This window comes from Streptomyces sp. SGAir0957 (assembly GCF_043523415.1).
Genome location: NZ_CP027293.1, coordinates 739,712 through 758,534 on the forward strand (window position 1 = coordinate 739,712; position 18,823 = coordinate 758,534).

18 protein-coding genes are annotated in these 18,823 nt (G+C 72.7%); 9 read left to right on the forward strand and 9 right to left on the reverse strand.

All coding sequences use genetic code 11. The features are described from left to right. Positions 1 to 98: 98 nt before the first annotated feature. A complete protein-coding gene (locus C1N81_RS08500) occupies positions 99 to 1,466 on the forward strand; it encodes a carbohydrate-binding protein (RefSeq protein ID WP_394428098.1) in 1,368 nt (455 codons plus the stop codon). A 103-nt stretch (positions 1,467 to 1,569) separates the two neighbouring features. Here the strand turns inward: C1N81_RS08500 and C1N81_RS08505 are convergent, their stop codons facing one another. Both C1N81_RS08505 and C1N81_RS08510 read right to left on the reverse strand, forming a co-directional pair. Continuing rightward, complete coding sequence (locus tag C1N81_RS08505; RefSeq protein ID WP_394437809.1) at positions 1,570 to 2,559, reverse strand: endonuclease/exonuclease/phosphatase family protein; 990 nt, start codon at positions 2,557 to 2,559, stop codon at positions 1,570 to 1,572. Between the two features lie 38 nt (positions 2,560 to 2,597). Then, positions 2,598 to 3,293 carry a D-alanyl-D-alanine carboxypeptidase family protein gene (locus C1N81_RS08510; RefSeq protein ID WP_394428099.1) on the reverse strand — a complete coding sequence of 232 codons (696 nt, stop codon included), beginning with the start codon at positions 3,291 to 3,293 and terminating at the stop codon, positions 2,598 to 2,600. A gap of 87 nt (positions 3,294 to 3,380) precedes the next feature. Between C1N81_RS08510 and C1N81_RS08515 the strand changes: the two genes are divergently transcribed. Both C1N81_RS08515 and C1N81_RS08520 read left to right on the forward strand, forming a co-directional pair. Beyond that, positions 3,381 to 4,076 carry a response regulator transcription factor gene (locus tag C1N81_RS08515; RefSeq protein ID WP_394428100.1) on the forward strand — a complete coding sequence of 232 codons (696 nt, stop codon included), beginning with the start codon at positions 3,381 to 3,383 and terminating at the stop codon, positions 4,074 to 4,076. 10 nt (positions 4,077 to 4,086) lie between these two features. After that, a complete protein-coding gene (locus C1N81_RS08520; protein WP_394428101.1) occupies positions 4,087 to 5,133 on the forward strand; it encodes a sensor histidine kinase in 1,047 nt (348 codons plus the stop codon). A gap of 18 nt (positions 5,134 to 5,151) precedes the next feature. On the opposite strand, the gene C1N81_RS08525 is transcribed toward C1N81_RS08520, so the two are convergent. Then, positions 5,152 to 5,547 carry a VOC family protein gene (locus C1N81_RS08525; protein ID WP_394428102.1) on the reverse strand — a complete coding sequence of 132 codons (396 nt, stop codon included), beginning with the start codon at positions 5,545 to 5,547 and terminating at the stop codon, positions 5,152 to 5,154. A gap of 137 nt (positions 5,548 to 5,684) precedes the next feature. Here C1N81_RS08525 and C1N81_RS08530 point away from each other — a divergent pair, with 137 nt between their 5' ends. Continuing rightward, positions 5,685 to 6,386 carry an SDR family oxidoreductase gene (locus tag C1N81_RS08530; RefSeq protein ID WP_394428103.1) on the forward strand — a complete coding sequence of 234 codons (702 nt, stop codon included), beginning with the start codon at positions 5,685 to 5,687 and terminating at the stop codon, positions 6,384 to 6,386. 59 nt (positions 6,387 to 6,445) lie between these two features. Continuing rightward, the gene (locus C1N81_RS08535) at positions 6,446 to 7,018 is read left to right on the forward strand and encodes a TetR/AcrR family transcriptional regulator (RefSeq protein WP_394428104.1); all 573 of its coding nucleotides are present in this window, start codon (positions 6,446 to 6,448) and stop codon (positions 7,016 to 7,018) included. 37 nt (positions 7,019 to 7,055) lie between these two features. Here the strand turns inward: C1N81_RS08535 and C1N81_RS08540 are convergent, their stop codons facing one another. Continuing rightward, on the reverse strand, positions 7,056 to 8,828 hold the full coding sequence (locus C1N81_RS08540) for an adenine deaminase C-terminal domain-containing protein (protein ID WP_394428105.1): 1,773 nt from the start codon (positions 8,826 to 8,828) through the stop codon (positions 7,056 to 7,058). Next, complete coding sequence (locus C1N81_RS08545) at positions 8,825 to 10,186, reverse strand: NCS2 family permease (RefSeq protein WP_394428106.1); 1,362 nt, start codon at positions 10,184 to 10,186, stop codon at positions 8,825 to 8,827. The genes C1N81_RS08540 and C1N81_RS08545 overlap by 4 nt, the downstream gene beginning before the upstream one ends. A 218-nt stretch (positions 10,187 to 10,404) precedes the next feature. Between C1N81_RS08545 and C1N81_RS08550 the strand changes: the two genes are divergently transcribed. The 4 genes from C1N81_RS08550 (at position 10,405) to C1N81_RS08565 (ending at position 14,620) form a co-directional block, all read left to right on the forward strand. Further along, positions 10,405 to 11,364 carry a LacI family DNA-binding transcriptional regulator gene (locus tag C1N81_RS08550; RefSeq protein ID WP_394428107.1) on the forward strand — a complete coding sequence of 320 codons (960 nt, stop codon included), beginning with the start codon at positions 10,405 to 10,407 and terminating at the stop codon, positions 11,362 to 11,364. A 111-nt stretch (positions 11,365 to 11,475) separates the two neighbouring features. After that, positions 11,476 to 13,683, forward strand: coding sequence for a FlgD immunoglobulin-like domain containing protein (locus C1N81_RS08555; protein WP_394428108.1), 2,208 nt, complete (start codon positions 11,476 to 11,478; stop codon positions 13,681 to 13,683). Positions 13,684 to 13,815: 132 nt separating this feature from the next. Continuing rightward, on the forward strand, positions 13,816 to 14,265 hold the full coding sequence (locus C1N81_RS08560) for a spore-associated protein (protein WP_394428109.1): 450 nt from the start codon (positions 13,816 to 13,818) through the stop codon (positions 14,263 to 14,265). Between the two features lie 67 nt (positions 14,266 to 14,332). Next, complete coding sequence (locus C1N81_RS08565) at positions 14,333 to 14,620, forward strand: hypothetical protein (RefSeq protein ID WP_394428110.1); 288 nt, start codon at positions 14,333 to 14,335, stop codon at positions 14,618 to 14,620. A gap of 119 nt (positions 14,621 to 14,739) precedes the next feature. On the opposite strand, the gene C1N81_RS08570 is transcribed toward C1N81_RS08565, so the two are convergent. From C1N81_RS08570 to C1N81_RS08585, 4 genes are all read right to left on the reverse strand, one after another. Then, positions 14,740 to 15,525, reverse strand: coding sequence for an enoyl-CoA hydratase/isomerase family protein (locus C1N81_RS08570; protein WP_394428111.1), 786 nt, complete (start codon positions 15,523 to 15,525; stop codon positions 14,740 to 14,742). Beyond that, positions 15,522 to 16,769 carry a cytochrome P450 gene (locus tag C1N81_RS08575; RefSeq protein ID WP_394428112.1) on the reverse strand — a complete coding sequence of 416 codons (1,248 nt, stop codon included), beginning with the start codon at positions 16,767 to 16,769 and terminating at the stop codon, positions 15,522 to 15,524. Before C1N81_RS08575 ends, C1N81_RS08570 begins: the two co-directional genes overlap by 4 nt. Before the next feature lie 93 nt (positions 16,770 to 16,862). Further along, complete coding sequence (locus tag C1N81_RS08580) at positions 16,863 to 18,251, reverse strand: cytochrome P450 family protein (protein WP_394428114.1); 1,389 nt, start codon at positions 18,249 to 18,251, stop codon at positions 16,863 to 16,865. Between the two features lie 11 nt (positions 18,252 to 18,262). Next, positions 18,263 to 18,823 (reverse strand): GTP-binding protein, encoded by a 561-nt coding sequence (locus C1N81_RS08585; RefSeq protein WP_394428115.1) that lies wholly within the window; start codon positions 18,821 to 18,823, stop codon positions 18,263 to 18,265.

The following is an 18,823-nucleotide window of genomic DNA, read 5'->3' on the forward strand; positions in this document are numbered from 1 at the left end:
CCGGGCCGCCATCGGCACATCTGGCGGCCACCGGCACACCCGGCAGCCACCGGCACACCTGGCAGCCGCCGACCCACCGATCCCCAGGAGACCTCCCCATGCCCCACAGACACCTCAGGGCCACATGTGCCGCCGTCGCGGCGGCCGGCGCCCTGCTCGTTTCCGGGCTCACCGGCTCCGCGCACGCGCGACCGGCACCGTCCCCCGCCGCCTTGACGGCCGCCGAGACCCTGCGCACCGACGCGGCCCCGCCCGCCCTGCTCGCCGCGCTCCAGCGCGACCTCGGCCTCACCCGGCAGCAGGCGGGCCACCGTCTGGCCAACGAGGCCGGGGCGGGCGCCACCGCGGGCCGCCTGCGCGCCGCCGTGGGCGCGCACTTCGCGGGCGCCTGGGTGAGCGGGGCCGTGTCCGACACCCTGACCGTGGCCACGACCGAACCGGCCGACGTGTCCGTCATCCGCGCGCGGGGCGCCGACGCCGTCGTCGTGGACCACACCCTGGCCGCCCTCGACGCCGCCAAGACACGTGTCGACCGGGCTGCCGCCCGCCACGCCACCACCGGCACACCCGTCTGGTACGTCGACGTCACCGCCAACAAGCTGGTCGTCCAGGCGACCCGGGCGGACGCCGCCCGCTCCCTGCTCGCCGCGGCGGGCGTCGACGCCTCCCTCGCCCGGATCGAGCGGGCCACAGAACAGCCACGTCCGCTCTACGACCTGCGCGGCGGCGACGCCTACTACATAGGCAGCGGCAGCCGCTGCTCCATCGGCTTCCCGATCACCCGCGGCACCCAGCAGGGCTTCGCCACCGCCGGTCACTGCGGCCGGGCGGGCGCCACCACGTCCGGCTCCAACCGGGTCGCGCAGGGCACGTTCCAGGCGTCCGTCTTCCCCGGCAACGACATGGCGTGGGTCGCCACCAACGCCAACTGGACCGCGACCCCGTACGTGACCGGCTCCGGGGCGCAGGTCGCCGGGTCCACGCAGGCCACGGTCGGCTCCTCCGTGTGCCGCTCAGGGTCCACGACGGGCTGGCACTGCGGCACGGTGCAGCAGCTCAACACCAGCGTGACCTACCAGGAGGGCACCGTCTCCGGAGTCACCCGTACCTCGGTGTGCGCCGAACCGGGCGACTCCGGCGGCTCGTTCATCTCCGGCAGCCAGGCCCAGGGCGTCACCTCGGGCGGCTCCGGCAACTGCACGAGCGGCGGCACGACCTACTTCCAGCCGATCAACCCCATCCTGCAGAGCTACGGCCTCACCCTGAAGACCACCACGTCGGGCCCCGGCGACCCGGGCGAGCCCGGCGAGCCCGGCGAGCCCGGCGGCACCTGGGCGGCGGGCACCGTCTACCAGGCGGGCGCCACCGTCACGTACGGCGGCGCCACCTACCGCTGCCTCCAGGGCCACCAGGCCCAGGCGGGCTGGGAACCGCCGAACGTTCCGGCCCTGTGGCAGCGGGTGTGAGCGCTGCCCGACTCCGCACGTGCCGGTGGCCCCGCGCCCGCTCACCGCGGCCGGACCACCGGCACCGCCGGCATGAAGAACGCCGACCCGGCCGACCCGGCGCTCACCACGCGACTTTGGCCGCCACCGGCCGGTGATCGCTGCCAGTGGCGGGCAGCACCCAGGAACGCGTCGGCTCCACACCCCGTACGAGGATCTGGTCGATCCGCACCACGGGGAACCTGGCAGGCCAGCTGAACCCGAAGCCCGCGCCGGCCACGTCCTGGGCCGAGCGCAGGTGTGCGGTGAGGCCGGAGAACGCGCGGTCGGCCGTGGACCCGTTCAGGTCACCGAGCAGGACGACCCGCCCGGTCCGCTCGGTGGCGACGGCGGCACCGAGCGCCTGCGCCCCGCGGTTGCGCTGGTCCGTCCCGAAGCCGTCCCTGGGGGTGACCCGGGTGGAGGCGAAGTGGGCCACGTACACGGCGAGCGGGCCGCGGTCGGTGGTGAGCGTGGTGCGCAGCGCCCGGTTGTCGGCCGTGTCGGCTCCGCGCGGTTTCGTCGCCGCGAGCGGCCCGTGGTCCATGCCGATGTCGACCGGTTCGGTCCCCGACAGCGGGAGTGTGCTCCACAGCCCGACGGTGCCGCGCACGACGTGGTGCGGGTACGCCGTCACCAGCTCCTTCTCATACGTGTGCCGGGCCCGCGGGGTGATCTCCTCCAGGGCCAGGACGTCGGCGCCCGAGGCCGCGAGGGCGTGGGCGGTGGCGGCCGGGTCGGGGTTGTCCGCGCCGACGTTGTGGCTGACCAGGGTGAGGTCGCCGCCCGCGCGGGACCGGTCGGCGAGCAGCCCGCCGTAGAGGTTCAGCCACACCAGGGCCGGGAGGAGCAGCGCCGCCAGGGCGCACGCGGAGCGCCGCCAGAGGGCCGCCGCCAGCAGGACGGGGACGAACACGCCGCACCACGGGAGAAAGGTGTCGACCAGGCTGCCGAGGTTGCCGACGCGGTTCGGCAGGTGGGTGTGCAGCAGGAGGAACAGGGCCAGGAGGACGGCGGACGCCGCCACGATCCGGCCGCGCCTCCACGCTTCGGGGTGCAGGGGGAAGCGGGCGATCCGGCGGGCACTGCCGCGCACACGGGTGGGACTGGTGATCACGGCCGCATCCTCGGGTCCTCGGTGGGGTCGGCGTACATGGCCGGGCAGCCGTCGCGGGGGGCGGCGGCGCGCAGCTCGTAGTGCCAGGGTTCGTTCCGGTAGATCTGGCACAGCCCGTAGGCGGCGCCGTGCTCGGACAGCCAGGCGGTCGTGTCGGCGCGGCCGAGGTCGACGGCGTCGCCGGACACGTGCGGGGAGGTGGCCGCGGTCGCCACCCAGCGGGCGGCCTCGTCCTCGGAGCCGTACTCGGCGACGGCCTCGCGGAGCAGCTGGTTCTGGTAGTCGGCGGAGCGCCAGCCGCTGTTGACGCGGAAGACGGTGCCCGCTGCCCCGGCGGCCCGCGCCGCCCGGCGCAGCGCGTCGCGCAGGCCGGGGTCGAGGCGGGCCACGGCCGGGACGGCGGTGTCGAAGACGGTCGTCCCGTCGGGGACGACGCCGTCGGCCGCGTCGGGGGTGCCGTCGCGCGCCGCGCGCGAGCCGTGCGGTGAGGGTTGCGGAGGTGGCGCCGCCGTCGGGGGAGGCTGCGCGGAGGCGGCTCCCGAACGCGTTCCCACCCGGGTGAGAGCCGCGGTGCCCGCCGCGACGACGGCGACCAGGACGAGGACGACGAGCCACCACCGGGCCCGGCGCCCCGGCCGGGCGGGTGTGTGTGTCGAGGGTGGTGTGTGTGCTGGAGGCGGTGTCCGATGCATACCGTCAGTCAAGGAGCGGCCATGTTGCCGACACGTATGCGGTTTTCGATATGCCGCCGATACACGGCGGCTCGTAGCCTCGGTCCCATGCGTGTGCTGATCGTCGAGGACGAGCCCTACATGGCGGAGGCCATCCGTGACGGCCTGCGCCTGGAGGCGATCGCGGCCGACATCGCGCTGGACGGGGAGACGGCGCTGGAGATGCTGGACGTCAACGTGTACGACATCGCCGTCCTCGACCGCGACGTGCCGGGGCCGTCCGGTGACGAGATCGCGCGGCGCATCGTCGCCTCCGGCAGCGGGATGCCGATCCTCATGCTGACCGCCGCCGACCGGCTCGACGACAAGGCGTCCGGGTTCGAGCTGGGCGCGGACGACTACCTGACGAAACCCTTCGAGTTGCGGGAACTCGCCCTGCGGCTGCGGGCGTTGGACCGCAGGCGGGCACACAGTCGGCCGCCGGTGCGGGAGATCGCGGGGCTGCGCGTCGACCCGTTCCGCAGGGAGGTGTTCCGGGACGGCCGGTTCGTCGCGCTGACCAGGAAGCAGTTCGCGGTGCTGGAGGTCCTGGTCGGCGCCGAGGGCGGTGTCGTCAGCGCCGAGGAGCTGCTCGAACGGGCATGGGACGCGAACGCGGACCCGTTCACCAACGCCGTGCGCATCACGGTCTCCGCGCTCCGCAAGCGTCTCGGCGAGCCCTGGCTCATCGCCACGGTGCCGGGCGTCGGCTACCGCATCGAGACCCCTGCCCGTACGGGGTCCGAGGAGGTGGACCGTGGATAGGGAACCCGGGATGAGCGTGCGGCTGAAACTCACCCTCAGCTACGCCGGATTCCTCACCCTCGCCGGTGTCCTGCTGCTCGCGGCCGCCTGGGTCTTCCTGATGCGTGTGCCGCACCCCGGGCTCGTCGTCCAGCCCGGATACCGTCTGCCGATCCTGCGCGCCTTCGCTCCGATGGCGGCCGTCGTGCTGGCGTTCCTGTTGCTGTTCGGCCTGGTCGGAGGGTGGTTCCTCGCGGGCCGGATGCTCGCGCCGCTGACCCGCGTCACGGCCGCCACCCGGCTGGCCGCCACCGGTTCGCTGTCCCACCGCGTCCGGCTGCCGGGCCGCGAGGACGAGTTCCGTGAGCTGGCCGACGCCTTCGACACGATGCTCGCCCGGCTGGAGGCGCACGTCGCCGAGCAGCGCCGGTTCGCGGCCAACGCCTCCCACGAGCTGCGTACGCCGCTGGCCATCTCCAAGACGCTCCTCGACGTGGCCCGCAGCGACCCGGACCGCGACGCCGACGCACTCTTCGACCGGCTGCACACCGTCAACACCCGGGCGATCGGCCTGACCGAGGCGCTCCTGCTGCTCAGCCGCGCCGAGCAGCGGTCCTTCGCCCGCGAGCGTGTCGACCTGTCGCTCGTGGCGGAGGAGGCCGTCGAGACGCTCCTGCCCCTGGCGGAGAAGCACGGGGTCGCCATCGAGATCCACGGCGACATCAGCACGACCCAGGGCTCGCCCGCGCTGCTGCGCCAGCTGGCGTTGAACTTCGTGCACAACGCGATCGTCCACAACCTGCCCGCCGGGGGCACCGTGTGGGTCAGCACTGGGGTCCAGGCGGGCCGGGTGGTGCTGACGGTGGAGAACACCGGCGAGGTGCTCGCCCCGGCTCTCGTGGCGACACTCAGCGAACCGTTCCAGCGCGGCACCGAGCGCGTCCACACCGATCACGCCGGGGCGGGCCTCGGTCTGGCCATCGCCAAGACGATCGCCCAGGCCCACGACGGATCACTCACCCTCACACCGCGCTCCTCGGGCGGCCTGCGCATGACGGCGGAACTTCCCGCGGCCTGACGGTGTGCGCGGAGGCTCTCAGTCCGGCGGGGCCAGGGTGCGCAGGACGTCGAACTCGTTGCCCTCGGGGTCGGCCATGACCACCCAGCTCCGGCCGGGCCCCTGGCCCACGTCGACCGTGGTGGCACCGAGACCGAGGAGCCTGGTCACCTCGTCGCCGGTGCTCCTGTCGACCGGGCTGACGTCGAGGTGGAGGCGGTTCTTCACGCGCTTGCCCTCGGCCACCTGCACGAACACCAGCGTGGGCGGCATCTGGCGGGCCCGGACCTCCTCGACGGTCGGCTCCCACGATCCGATCTCGACCTTGCCCTCGCTCCGGTCGATCACCCGGAAGTCCAGGACGGCGCACCAGAAGGCCGCGAGCCGTTCCGGATCGTGGCAGTCGAGCACCAACTCCGTGAACCTGCTGGTCATCCGCTCCCCCTGTCGACGCGAGAGGAGCAGCTTACCGAGGCCGGGATCGGTCGGGGCTTGCCACGTGAAACCGATCGGTTTACTCTTCCGGCAAGAGGAAACCGATCGGTTTCCAAACAAGGCGGACGGAGCGAGTCATGACCGCGATCGAAGGCGCAGTGGTCCTGGTGACGGGCGGCGGCAGGGGCATCGGGAAGGCCCTCGTGGACGGCCTCTTCGCACGAGGGGCGAAGAAGGTGTACGCCACCGCCCGCGACCCGCGCACCATCACGGACCCGCGCGCCGTGCCGCTGGCGCTCGAAGTCACCGACCCGGCGTCCGTCGAGGCCGCCGCGCGCGAGGCGGGCGACGTGACCATCCTGATCAACAACGCGGGCGTGTCCACCAAGGCGTCCTTCCTGGACTCGCCGCTCGACGACGTACGCCGCGACTTCGAGACGAACTTCTACGGGCCGCTGCTCACCACCCGCGCCTTCGTCCCCGTCATCGAGCGCGCCGGCGGCGGACACATCCTGAACGTGCACTCCGTCCTGTCGTGGATCGGCCTGGCCGGCTCCTACAGCGCGTCGAAGGCCGCGCTCTGGTCCCAGACCAACTCGCTGCGGCTCGACCTCGCCCCGCGGGGCATCGCCGTCACCGGGCTCCACGTCGGGTACGTCGACACGGACATGACCGCGACGATCGACGCCCCGAAGTCCACCCCCGCCGACGTCGCCGCCCAGGCCCTCGACGGGATCGAGAACGGGGCCCACGAGGTGCTCGCCGACGAGCTGACCCGCCAGGTCAAGGCAGGACTCTCGGCCGACATCCCGGTCCTGTACCCGCAGCTGGCCGCCTGACCACGGCCCCGTACACCGATCGGTTTCGGATCGTCCGTACCCGGAGGTAGTGTCACTCCATGGCCACCAGCACGGACAAGGCGTCCCCGAGGGACCGGCTGCTCGACGCGGCCATGGACCTCTTCTACCGCGACGGTGTCTCCATCGGCGTCGAGGCCCTGTGCCGGGCCGCCGGAGTGTCCAAGCGCTCGATGTACCAGCTCTTCGGCGGCAAGGACGAGGTGCTCGCGGAGAGCCTGCGCAGGCGGGCACCCGAGTACCGGCGCACGTTCGGCCTGGACGAGGCGGAGGCACGGCCGCCCCGCGAGCGCATCCTCTACGTGTTCGAGCAGCTGGAGCGGGCGTCGGCGGCGGAGGGCTACCAGGGCTGCCCGTTCCTGTCGGTCCTGGTCGAGCTGAAGGACCCCGCGCACCCGGCGCGGACCGTCGCCCTGCGTGCCAAGAACAGCCTGACCGACGTCTTCCGCGCCGAGGCCGAGCGCGGCGGCGCCCGCGACCCCGAGCTGCTCGCCCGTCAGCTCACCCTGGTCTTCGACGGAGCGAGCGCGCGGGCCGGGGCGAAGGCGGAGACGTTGCGGGGCCTGGCCACGACGACGGCCGGGGCCCTGCTCGACGCGGCGGGCATGAAGTAGCGCCCAGGACCGAGCAGCGCCCCGGGTCCGCCGCCCCTCAGCCCGTTCCCGTCGTCGCCCCCACCGGCTCCCGTCGTACGACGTCCACCAGGGACTTGTCGGTGATCTTCAGCGCCGGTGAGACGGCGAGCGTCAGCGTCGACACGCTCATGAACGGGTTGAGGTGCAGCCAGCCCCAGTCCTCCAGGGCGGCGCGGACGGCGGCCGCCTGTTCGGCGACGTCACCGGCGGGGCGGGCGGAGAGCACGCCGCCGACGGGGAGCGGCATACGCGCGGCGACGGTCGCGCCCTCGCGGCCCCGGACGACCGCGACCCCTCCCCCGTCGGCCAGGACGGTGGTGGCGGCGGCCGCCATCGCCGCGCGCGACGTACCGATCGTCACAAGGTTGTGGCTGTCGTGCGCGTACGTGGAGGCGACGGCGCCCTCGGCGAGTTCGCGGCCCAGCAACGGGGCGAAGACGGCGCCCGGACGCCCGTAGCGGTTGCGGACCCGCACGATTGTGGTGCGGCCTTCCCACTCCACCTCACCGCCCCGCACGGGGAGTTCGATCTCCGCGGCCTCGGTGTAGGTGTCGCGCTGGTTGACCCGCATCGCGCGAAACGTGTGCACACCGTCGGGCAGATCCACGGGCCACCGGAACGCCTCCGCGTCCTGCGGCTCGACGTCGACGCGGCTGTCGAGGGGGACGAGGCCGGACGCGTCGTCGGTCGTCACCGGCCGGACCGGTGCGCCGTCCCGGCCCGCGATCCGGCCGCCGACGAGCACCAGGGCCGGGTCGAACGCGGCCAGCTCCCCGCGCAGCAGCACCAGGTCGGCGCGCTTGCCCGGGGAGACGACGCCCCGGTCGTGCAGGCGCAGGCGCTGGGCCGGTGTCCAGGTCAGGGCCTTCAGGACGACGTGCGGCGGGAAACCGGCGGCGACCGCGACCCGCGCGATGTGGTCGAGGTGGCCCTTGTCGACGATGTGGTCGGCGGCGAGGTCGTCGGTGACCAGGCACAGCGGCGGAAGCTGCGGCAGCGCGAGCAGAGCCTCCGCGACCTCCTCATGGAGGCACTTCTCCTGGAGCATCATCGTCATGCCGAGACGGGCCTTCTCCAGGACGACCTCGGTGCGGTTCTTGGTGTGGTCGGAGTCGACACCCGTGGCGAGATACGTGCTCAGCTCCGCACCGGTGAGGTTGGGGCAGTGCCCGTCCAGGATGGCGTCCTGGGCGCGGGCCGCGGCGGTGATGTCGTGCATCCGCCGGTCGCCGCCGACCACGGCCCGGTAGTCCATGACCTCGCCGAGCGCGATCACGCCCGGCCACCGCAGCATCTCCGCGATGTCGTCGGCGGACAGCGCGGCGCCCGCCTCCTCAAGCCCTTCCAACGCGGGCACGCACGAGGGCACGCCCCACAGCTGGGTCTGGGCGGTCTCGCGTCCGGCGTCGATCATCCAGCGCATGGCGTCGCGCCCGGCGACGTTGACGATCTCGTGCGGGTCGGCGAGGACGGTCGTCGTGCCGCGGGCGAGCGTCACCGCGGCGAACTCCTGCGGCGTGAGGAACGCGCTCTCGATGTGCATGTGCGCGTCCACGAACCCGGGGACGATCAGCATGCCGGTCGCGTCGATCTCCTCGCGCGCGTCGGCCGGGGCGCCGGGCGGAAGCACCGCGCTGATCACGTCGCCGCGTACGAGGACGTCGGCGGCGAACTCCTCACCGGTGAAGGTGGACACCACGCGCCCGCCGCGGATCCGCAGGTCGTGCTGGTCACTCATGGGGTCGTGCTCCTTGGGAAGGGTGTCGGCGCGGGCGGCGGGGACCGTCACGGGACGAGCGTGTAGAAGTAGTAGCCGAGCGGGATCATGACGATCCACAGCGGCCAGGCCACCTCGCGGACGCGGCCGCTCACGGTCTTGACCAGGACGTGCGCCGCGAGGCCGGTGGCGATGCCGGTGCCGAAGTTGCCGAAGAACAGGGTGGTCGCCACGGTAAGCGCCGCCGGAATGGCGTTGGTCGGGTCCTTGAAGTCGACGTTCTTCAGGGCGCCGAGCATGTTCAGGCCGATGTAGATGAGCACCGGGGCGGTGGCCGCCGACGGGATCAACGTGGCGAACGGGGTGACGAGCAGCAGCAGCGCGAACCCGCAGGCCGCCCAGACGGAGGCGAGCCCGGTCCTGCCGCCCGCGTCCGCTCCGGCCGAGGACTCCAGGTAGGCGGTCATCGAGGGAGCGCCGACCGCCGAGCCGCCCATCACGGAGACCGAGTCGACGAGGAAGGGGCGGCGGGCGCCGGGGATGTTGCCGTCCTTGTCGAGCAGCCCGGCCCGCCCCGAGACGGCGAGGAGTGTGCCGGTCATGGAGAAGAACTCGGAGACGAAGAAGGCGAAGATGTACGGGAAGTACTCGGGCTTGAGCGCGCCGAGGATGTCGATGTCGAACAGCAGCGGACCGGGCGAGTCGGGCGCCGCGAAGAGGCTGTCCGGCACGTCCGTCACCCCCAGCGGGATGCCGACGACGGTGACCGCGGCGATGGTGATGAGGAAGGCGCCGGGCACCTTGCGCGAGGCCAGCGCGGTGAGCAGCAGCAGGCCGCCCAGGGCGAGGAGCGCGGCGGGCTCGGACAGGTCGCCGACGGCGAGCGCGGCCTTGTCGGCGTTGCCGACGACCAGGTCGGCGTCGCGGAACCCGATGAGGGCGATGTAGAGGCCGAGGCCGCCGCTGATGGCGTATTTGAGGTTCATCGGCATCAGGCGCGTGACGAGGTCGCGGATGCCGAGCAGCGTGAGGACCAGGAAGGCGACGCCGGACCAGAACACCATGCCGAGGGCCGTGTCCCAGGGGACGTGGTCCTGGCCGACGATGGTGAACGCCACGAGGGCGACGCCGCCGAGGCCGGGTGCGACGACGAAGGGCAGGTTGGCGACGAGGCCCATGGCCAGGGTCGCCAGGGCGATCGCGATGATGACGGCCGTGGTGGCGGCGCCGTGCGGCACCCCCGCGTTGGCCAGCTGGCCCGGGACCACGACGACGGCGTACGCGGCGGCCATGAACATCGAGGCGCCGGCGACGAGCTCGGTGCGGTGGCTGCTGCCGCGCCCGCGGACGCGGAAGAGCCGCTCGACGAGGGAGGCGGGCGCCGGGGCGGCGCCGGTCTGCTCGCCGGTCGGCGGAGCGGTGGTGGACATCGGTACCTCGGCGGGAGTGAGGGGTGGTCACGGTCTCTGCAACCGGTTCCTGCAACCGGTTGCAGAGACCGGTTGCAGGTATGATGACACGGGAAAAAGCCGAAGAGAACAGGGTCCGGCCGAGATCTCGGCCACCGGACACCGCCGACACCCCGCGGGCCGTCGGCGCCTTCGGCAGGACTGCGGACTGGGGGACAGCGGTGGCGACGCTCTTGGACGTGGCACGCGCGGCAGGGGTGTCGAAGGCCACCGCCTCGCGCGCGCTGCAACGCCCCGACATGGTCGCGCAGGCCACGCGGGAGCGGGTGCGAGAAGCGGCGGACCGGCTCGGCTTCAAGGCGAACGCGGCGGCCCGCGCCCTCACCACCGGCCGCACCGGGCTCGTCGGACTGATCGTGCCGACGCTCTCCAACCCGTTCTTCGCGCCGCTGGTCATCGGTGCGCAGCAGGCGGCCGAGGACACCGAGAGCCATCTCCTCATCGCCGTGTCCGAGTACGACGCCGAGCGCGAGGCCGCCCTGGCCGACCGGCTCTCCGAGCAGGCCGACGGGCTGATCATGGTGACGCCCGTGGGCACGGACGCGGCGCTGCGCGAGCGGTCCGGGCGCCGCCCGCTCGTGCTCGTCGACCGCCAGGTGGGGCGACTCCCCGCCGTCGTCGCCGACACGGTGCCGGGACTGGCCGAACTCCTCGACCATCTCCTCGGGTTGGGCCACCGCGACATCGCCTACGTCTCCGGACCCGCCGGCTCCTGGGCGGACGAGCAGCGGCGCGCCACCCTCACCACGCGGGCCGCGGACGCGGGCGCCCGCGTCCATGTGCTCGGCCCCCTGCCGCCCACCTTCGACGCCGGGATCGAGGCGTCGGCCGCCGTGCCCGAAGCCGCCACGGCCGTCCTCGCGTACAACAGCTATCTGGCGCTCGGCCTGCTGCACGGGCTCGGTGCGGCCGGACGCCGGGTCCCGGAGGACATCAGCCTCGCGGCGGCCGACGACCTGAGCACGCTCAGCGCGACGACACCGCCGGTCACCGCGCTCGACGTACCGCTGCGCGAGGTCGGCTCGCTCGCCGTCACCCGCCTGCACGACCTGATCACCGGGCACCGCCGCACGGTCACCTCGCGCCTGCCCGCGGCGCCCGTCCTGCGGGCCTCGACGGCACCCCCACGTTCCCGCTGATCCACACCGGCTGTTCATCCTCCCTTCCGCTGCTCGCCCGCTGACCTGGCTTGCATGTGCGCGAGCGCGGGGCACCCGCTCCCGCGCCGCCACCGGGGAGGGAACACCGACATGAGCCGTTCACGAAGACTTGGCGTCCTGGCCGTCGGCGGGATGCTGGCCCTGTCGTACGCCGCGCAGACCGCACCCGCGTACGCCGCCGACGAGCCCGTCGCGACGACCCAGTTCAGCCTGATCAGGCCGACCGAGGTGCGCTACCTCTGGGCCGGCGCGTCCGGCCTGCGCTACACGCTGCCGCAGAGCTCCTCGCCGCAGGCGCTCTGGGTGGACTACGAGGGTGTCACCCCGCCCGCGCACGCGGGCCCGGACGACCTGGCCTCGGGCGCGGACGTGCTCAGCACCCGCAGCGGCAGCGTCGTGACGCAGGAGCACCACGCCACCGGCGTCACCGCCGAGGTCACCGTGCCCGCCGGGCACACCTATCTGGCCGCTGTCGGCTGGAGTGTGCTGTCCAAGGACGCGGCGGGCGCGCTGCACGTGCTGCGCGCGGGGGACGACGGCGCCACGCGGGACATACCGGTGACGGGTCTGCCGTCCGGCGCCGAGCTGACGGGCACGGTCACCGAGGGCGGCTCCGTCCGGTACCTCGCCGTGGGCCACCGCGTGGACGGCAAGGTGTCGACCGGCCTCGTCGACCTCGCGGACGGCACGTTCGGCGTATCGCTGGCGGGCTCGGAGGCGGTCCTCTTCAACGACCGCTGGCTGGTCGTCGGCAACAGCGCGCTGCGCACCGGCGCCGAGCCCGGGACGGAGCCCGTGGCGATCACCTCGTACGCGGGCTACCACCTGGCCGTCGTGGGCGACCAACTGCTCACCGGCAACCCGGAGTTCGTGCCCGCGGGCCAGCACCCCACCGTGGAGGCCACCTCCCTGGCGACCGGTGTCCGGCACACGCTGATCGACAACGCGCACGGCTCCATCGGCCCGAGTCTCGACGGCGGCGCGCTCGCGACGGGCGGCGCGGACAGCGACGACTGGTACGTCCACCGGATCACCGCCACCGCGAGCGGCGACGCCACCGCCACCCGCGTGCTGCGCGTACCCGCGGGCCGGGGGTACATCGACGGGCTGCTGCTCGCGGGCGGTGAGCTGCTGCTCCAGGGCAACCCCACCAACACCGGCGGCGTCAACACCGCCTACGCGATCCCGCTCGACCGCGACGGCAGGCCCACCGGCCGCCAGACCCTGCGCGCCGGCCTCGTCGATGTCTCGCCCTGCCTCGCCGGGGACGCGGCCTGCCCGCAGTTGGAAGCGCTCGGCGACGGCAGGCTCGCCTACCTGGCGACGGCCCCGGGCGCCTCCGAAGCGGTGTACACCACCACCGGGACCAACTCGGCCTCCACCGCGTCGACCGGCGACACCAAGGGCCGCATCGGCACCGGCACCGGCCGCTACGTCCTCTACAACGGCGGCACCGCCGGTGTGCAGAAAGTCGCGGACTTCGCCCGCGGCGCCGACGGCGCGATCGTGCTCAGCCGCACCCGTACGGCCGCGGCGATCTGGGGCCAGCTGCTGTGGACCCCGGGCACCACGCCGGGCAGCGTCGTCGGTTACCACCTGAAGACGAAGAGGAACGTGGCGACGGTCGAGACCGGCGCCCCGTGCACGCCCACCGAACTCCAGGCGGTCAACACCTGGCTGTACTGGTCCTGCGGCGGCTCCGCGGGGGTGTACGACCGCGCCACCGGCCGCAGCGTCACGGTTCCCGCCGGGCCGGTCCGGCTCGCCGACGGCTATCTGGTCCGTGAGGACCGCACCAGCCACGCGCTGCTGCTCACCGACTTCCACACGGGTACGGCGACCACGCGCACCGTGGCCGTGCTGCCCGCCTCGGACCGGAACACGGGTGGCAGCACCGGGCGTTGGGCGGTGGACCGGTTCGGCGGCAACATCGCCTACCTGACCGCCGGCTTCGGGGAGGTGGCGCTGGTCACCGCGAAGGTGCCCACCTCTCCCCTGGCTCAGATGGAGGCGCAGACCGAGGCGGGCCCGGGTCCGACGACCGGATCGCCCTGGCAGCCGGTGTGGCAGCTCAGCAAGCCCGCCACCTGGACGCTGAAGCTGTACGGCGCGAGCGGCTCCGTCGTGCGCACGCTGACCGGGGCCACCGCTGCCGCCGCCGTCCGCGCGTCCTGGGACGGAGCGGGTGACGACGGGCGCCGGGTCGCCTCGGGCACGTACACCTGGGACCTGACCGCCGAGCCCCGCGACGGTCAGGGCGCCGCCCTGTCCGTGTCCGGGACGACAAAGGTGAACTGACACCACGTCACCGCACATTCCCGGCCACGCCGCCGTATCTCGGCCACTTCGGCGAGGGCACAACAACCCTTCGCCGGTCCGGGATGTCACACCAAGCAGGAGGAAGCACTCCAAGAACAACAAGGGGGAAATATGCGATTCAACCGTTCTGTTCTCTCACTGTCCGCGGTGGCGGCTCTCGCGGCGGGCTCCACGGCCGTCCTGGCGTCACCGGCCTCCGCCGCACCCAACACCACACCGCAGAAGGTCTGCGGAAGTGCGTACAAGACCGTGAACTCCGCGGCGGTCGGATCGCTCGGGACCATCTACCTCACCTACAACAGCAGCAACGGCCGCAACTGTGTCGCCACCATCCGCTCCACCCCCGGCACCGCGGTCGACATGTCGGCGTACGTCTACGTGCCCGACACCGACCAGGGCGACTCGGACTACGGCCGCTACACCTCGTACGCGGGCCCGACCTACGTGTACGGCAAGGCCCACTGCGTGGACTGGGGCGGCAACATCAAGAACATCTACGTCTCGGTGGCCGGCTCCAACTGCGGTGCGCTGAAGGAGCAGCGGGTCACCACGGTCCGCTGACGGCGTTCCGCCCCGGCCGGGTCCAGAACCTCGGCCGGGGCGGTGTCGTGCGTGCGATCATCCAGGCATGGACGACGACCTCGAAGTGAGTGCGCTCGCGATCAACGTGAAGATCCCGGAGGCGCTCCGCTGGACGGACACCCGGCGCGGCCAGGTGTTCAGCCTCACCACTCTCAACGTCCGGCTCCTTCCGGACGGCCGTCTCGCCACGAAGGCGTACGGCAGGCCGGTCGAAGGCGGCCGGGGCGCCTACGTGTCGTTCCCCGTCCCCGACCAGCCCGAACTGGCGGCGCTGATCTCCCGAGCGGCGGGACGGGCCGGGGAGATGTGGGCCGCGCACCGCGGTGTGGGCTGATCCCGGCACACGTACCGGACGTCGGCACACCCACACTCACACCCACACCTACGCTCACACCCACACCCACGCTCACACCCACACCCACACCCAGCGCCGGGCAGCCGTTCGCCCGCCCCTCACTTGGCCCGTACCACCTGCGCGGCCAGCAACTGCGAGTCCAGCAGGGTCATGTCGGCGACGCGGTCGGCCCGGGAGTAGGCCGTCAACATGCGCTTCGTCGTGATCAGGGCCTCGGGCGCGCGACGGCCGAGGGGTCTGGTCCAGGCGGTGACGGCCCGTTCGAGGCCGTCGGCCGGGACCACCTTGTGCAGGAGGGCGATCCGGTGCGCGGTGTCGGCGTCGAACGTGTCGCAGGTCAGCATGAGTTCGCGGATCCTGGCCGCCCCGGCCTCGGAGATGAGGCGGCCCATGGCGCCGCCCCAGGCGGGGGCGAGGCCGATGCCCACCTCGGGCATACGGAAGGTGCAGGTGTCCGCGCCCGCGCGCAGGTCGCAGTAGGAGGCGAGGGCGAGGCCCGCCCCGATGACCTTGCCGTGGAGCTGGGCGATGGTGACCGCGTGCGTGTTCTCGAGCGCCTGGCACAGCCGGTGGGCCTTGTCGGCGATGCGGCGCAGGGCGGCGCCGCTCGGGTCCGTCTCCATGGCGGCCTGGAACTCGGCGCGGTCGGCGCCCAGACAGAAGTTCTCGCCCAGCGAGGAGAGCACCAGGACCCGTACGCCGGGGCGGTCGTGGAGGTCGTCCAGGACCGCCGTCAGGTCGTCGAGGACGGCGGCGCCCAGGGTGTCGTCGCCCTGCCCGTCGGGGTTCAGGCGCACGTGCAGCACCGGGCCGTCCTCCTCGACGAGGACCGCTTTGCGGGACGCCCCGGACGACCCGGCGAAGAAACGATTCAGCATTGTCATGCGAAAGCAACGTCCAAACTCAGGGGGCGCCGGAACGCCACACGGGGCGCCCAGGTCGGAGGGCGTACGAGGGTGAGCCGGGGAAGGCGCTGGACCAGGCGGCGGAGCAGGGTCTGCGCCTCCAGCCGGGCGAGCGGGGCACCGAGGCAGTAGTGGATGCCGCCGCTGAAGGCGAGGTGGGCGGGGCGGCGCAGCGGGTCGAAGCGGTGCGGGTCGAGGTGCCGGGCCGGATCGCGCTGCGCCGCCGCGACCATGAGGTGGACCATCTCGTCCTGGCGTATCTCGACGCCGCCCAGGACCGTGTCGCGGGAGGCGACCCGGCTGATGACATGGGTGGGCGGGTCGTAGCGCAGCGACTCCTCGACGAATGCGGGGACGAGATCGGGGCAGGAGGTCAGCAGCTCCCACCGCCCGGGGTGTTCGACAAGGCGCAGTGCCATCGTTGTCAGCAGCGTCGCGGTCGTCTCCAGGGCGGCCAGGACGACGAACAGGGCCAGCAGGTAGACCTGTTCGTCCGCCTCGGCGCGGTCCGGTTCGAGTGCGTCCCACGCCCGGATCCATCCGGACACGGGGTCCTCGCCCGGCCGGGCGCGCCGGCCGCGGACGAATTCCACGAAGTAGTCGCGCAGTTCGGCCGTGGCGGCGTCCGACCTGGCGAGCTGGCTGGCGGACGGCAGCAGTTCCTGCGTGAAGACCTGCTCGTGGGTGAGGGCGCGCAGCCGGGGCCAGTCCGCCGCGGGCAGTCCGAGCCAGTGCCCGACGGCCGCGACGGGCAGCTCCTCGCCGACGGCGGCGGCGAAGTCGGCCGGGCCCTCGCGCAACTGCCCGGCCAGCGAGTCGAGGAGCCGGTCGGTCACGGTCTCGACGATCCGGCCGAGGTCGGCGATGGTCGAGCGGTCGAATCCGCCGGCGGCCCGGCGTACGCGCGTGTGGTCCGGGGGGTTGAGCGCGGGAAGGGTCTTGCCCATCTCCCGCGAGGAGGGCGCGTTCCAGCGTGTGCCCGCCCCCTGCCGTTCTCGCCAGCGCGCGTCCGGTTCGAGCCACTCGCGACTTCGCAGGATCTGATCGCAGATGTCGAAGTCCGTGACGAGGGAGCCGCCCCAGGGGGCCGGGCTGACCCCGCCCCTCGCCGCGAGTTCGGCGTACAGGGGAAAGGGGTCGGCCTGTCCTTTGGCGGTTCGCAGTCGTGAGAACAGTGAGACGGCGGCCCGACGATCGTAGGGCTGGGTGGAGACAACTCCCATGGCGACGGCTCCTTCCTGAGCATCGAGCGCCATGGATACCCACAAGATCGTTGAACCATCCAATTACTTACTGTTTTCACAGAGTTACTTAAATCACTCGCCCCGGGTCCAGGAGAGGAATCGGCTGAAGAGACCCCCTTTGCGCTGCTTCGAAGCAGCGGAACCGGCGTCCACCTGGCTGTTCCGTGACAGCAGCGCATCCGAGGGCGCGGCGGCCGGCCGCGAAGCGGAACCGGAGGACGACTGCCCCATATCGCCCCCTGCAAAGGGAATCGTTCGCGGAGTGAAACGCACGGGAAGCGTCACCAGGGAGCGGCTCCACGGCGAGGGCACCCACGCGAGGGCCGCGAACGGACGGCCGAGCTCGACGTCGGGGAGCCGCTTGAGGAGCGACTCGACGGCGGTGACCGCGATCATGAACGCCGGGTCCTTGGCGGGGCAGGCGTGCGGCCCGGCCCCGAAGCCCAGGTGCGCCTTGGCGCTGAGCTGCTCGCGGTGGACGCTCAGCTTTGGGTCGGTGTTGGCCGCGGCGAAGGAGATCAGCACCGGATCGTTGGCGCGAATCGTGCGGCCGCCGAGCTCGACGTCGTGCGTCGGGTAGTGCGCCGCGTAGTTGGCGATCGGCGCGTAGTTCCACAGCGTCTGGGAGACGGCGCCCTCGACCGGGAGCCCGGCCTGCCAGTCCTCGCCCAGGTACAGCGCGGTGCTGGTGCCGATGGTCGCCGCGAGCGGCGCCGTACCGCCGGACAGCAGGGTCACGAGCTGGTGCAGGACTTCCTCGTCGCTCAGCCCGGCCGGGTGCTGCATCAGACGCGACGTCACATCGGTGCCCGGGCGGCGGTGCTTGAGGGCGATCAGCTCGCTGAGCGCGCCGGCGAGGACCTCGTCGGCGCCGGGCGTGCCCTCGAAGATGCCGCTGATGCCGGAGATGACCCGGTCACCGATCTCGGGCGGGCAGCCGAACAGCTGGCTGAAGACGAGCAGCGGCAGCGGGGCGGCGTAGGCCGCCATCAGGTCCGCCTCGCCGCCGCGCTCGGCGCTGAAGCGGCTGATCAGGTAGTCGGCGGACTGCTGCGTGAGCCGGACGAGCTGGCGCTCGTCGACCGTCGCGAGGCTGTCGGTGACGACCTGGCGCAGCCGCGCGTGCGCCGCGCCGTCGCTGAACAGCGCGTTCGGCCGGTAGCCCATCATCGGCAGGGCCGGGCTGTCGGCGGGGACGCGCCCCTCGTTGAGCGCGTTCCAGCGCCGGGAGTCGCGGACGAACGACGCGGGGTTGTGCAGGATGTGCAGGGCCGCGTCGTAGCTGGTGATCAGCTCGACCTCGACGCCAGGGGCGATGTCCACGGGCGCGCTGGGTCCGGCCGCGCGCAGGTGCGCGTAGTGCCCGTCCGGGTCGGCGCCGAACGAGGGACCGTACAGGTGGAGGTTCTCGTGCGCGGGGCAGCCCGGCGGTATGTGCGAGGTGTCTTGGGGGTGCTGCATGGCGGGGGCTCCTAGGCGAGCAGGGACATGAGGTGCTTCACGAGGGTGATGAGTGCCTGCGCCGCGGACTGCTCGTCGCGTACGTCGCACTTGACGACCGGCGTCTCGGGCGAGAGGTTCAGCGCCTCGTGCACCTCCTCGAGCGGATAGTCGACGGTGCCGTCGAAGTGGTTGACGCCGATCGCGTACGTCAGGCCGAACCGCTCCACGAGGTCGAGGACCGGGAACGACTCGTCCAGGCGCTCGGGGTCGACGAGGACCAGCGCGCCGAGGGCGCCCCGCGACAGCTCCTCCCACATCTCTTTGAACCGCTCCTGGCCGGGCGTGCCGAACAGGTAGAGGACGAGGGACTCGCTGAGGCTGAGGCGGCCGAAGTCCATGGCGACGGTCGTGGTCGTCTTGTCCGGCGTGCCCGAGAGGTCGTCGAAGCCGACGCTGGCCTCGGTGATCTCCTCCTCGGTGCGCAGCGGCTCGATCTCGGAGAGGGCGCCGATGCAGGTGGTCTTCCCGACCCCGAAGTGCCCCACTATGAGGATCTTCACCGCATGGGAGACGTCTGGATCCAGGTACAA

Bases quoted from the DNA above. Each gene is read 5' to 3' on its own strand.
- C1N81_RS08525 (WP_394428102.1), bottom strand. From the start codon at position 5,547: ATGACCAGCAGGTTCACGGAGTTGGTGCTCGACTGCCACGATCCGGAA.
- C1N81_RS08510 (WP_394428099.1), bottom strand. From the start codon at position 3,293: ATGCATCGGACACCGCCTCCAGCACACACACCACCCTCGACACACACA.
- C1N81_RS08520 (WP_394428101.1), top strand. From the start codon at position 4,087: ATGAGCGTGCGGCTGAAACTCACCCTCAGCTACGCCGGATTCCTCACC.
- C1N81_RS08530 (WP_394428103.1), top strand. From the start codon at position 5,685: ATGACCGCGATCGAAGGCGCAGTGGTCCTGGTGACGGGCGGCGGCAGG.
- C1N81_RS08500 (WP_394428098.1), top strand. From the start codon at position 99: ATGCCCCACAGACACCTCAGGGCCACATGTGCCGCCGTCGCGGCGGCC.
- C1N81_RS08570 (WP_394428111.1), bottom strand. From the start codon at position 15,525: ATGACAATGCTGAATCGTTTCTTCGCCGGGTCGTCCGGGGCGTCCCGC.
- C1N81_RS08555 (WP_394428108.1), top strand. From the start codon at position 11,476: ATGAGCCGTTCACGAAGACTTGGCGTCCTGGCCGTCGGCGGGATGCTG.
- C1N81_RS08560 (WP_394428109.1), top strand. From the start codon at position 13,816: ATGCGATTCAACCGTTCTGTTCTCTCACTGTCCGCGGTGGCGGCTCTC.
- C1N81_RS08565 (WP_394428110.1), top strand. From the start codon at position 14,333: ATGGACGACGACCTCGAAGTGAGTGCGCTCGCGATCAACGTGAAGATC.
- C1N81_RS08545 (WP_394428106.1), bottom strand. From the start codon at position 10,186: ATGTCCACCACCGCTCCGCCGACCGGCGAGCAGACCGGCGCCGCCCCG.
- C1N81_RS08575 (WP_394428112.1), bottom strand. From the start codon at position 16,769: ATGGGAGTTGTCTCCACCCAGCCCTACGATCGTCGGGCCGCCGTCTCA.
- C1N81_RS08515 (WP_394428100.1), top strand. From the start codon at position 3,381: ATGCGTGTGCTGATCGTCGAGGACGAGCCCTACATGGCGGAGGCCATC.
- C1N81_RS08580 (WP_394428114.1), bottom strand. From the start codon at position 18,251: ATGCAGCACCCCCAAGACACCTCGCACATACCGCCGGGCTGCCCCGCG.
- C1N81_RS08535 (WP_394428104.1), top strand. From the start codon at position 6,446: ATGGCCACCAGCACGGACAAGGCGTCCCCGAGGGACCGGCTGCTCGAC.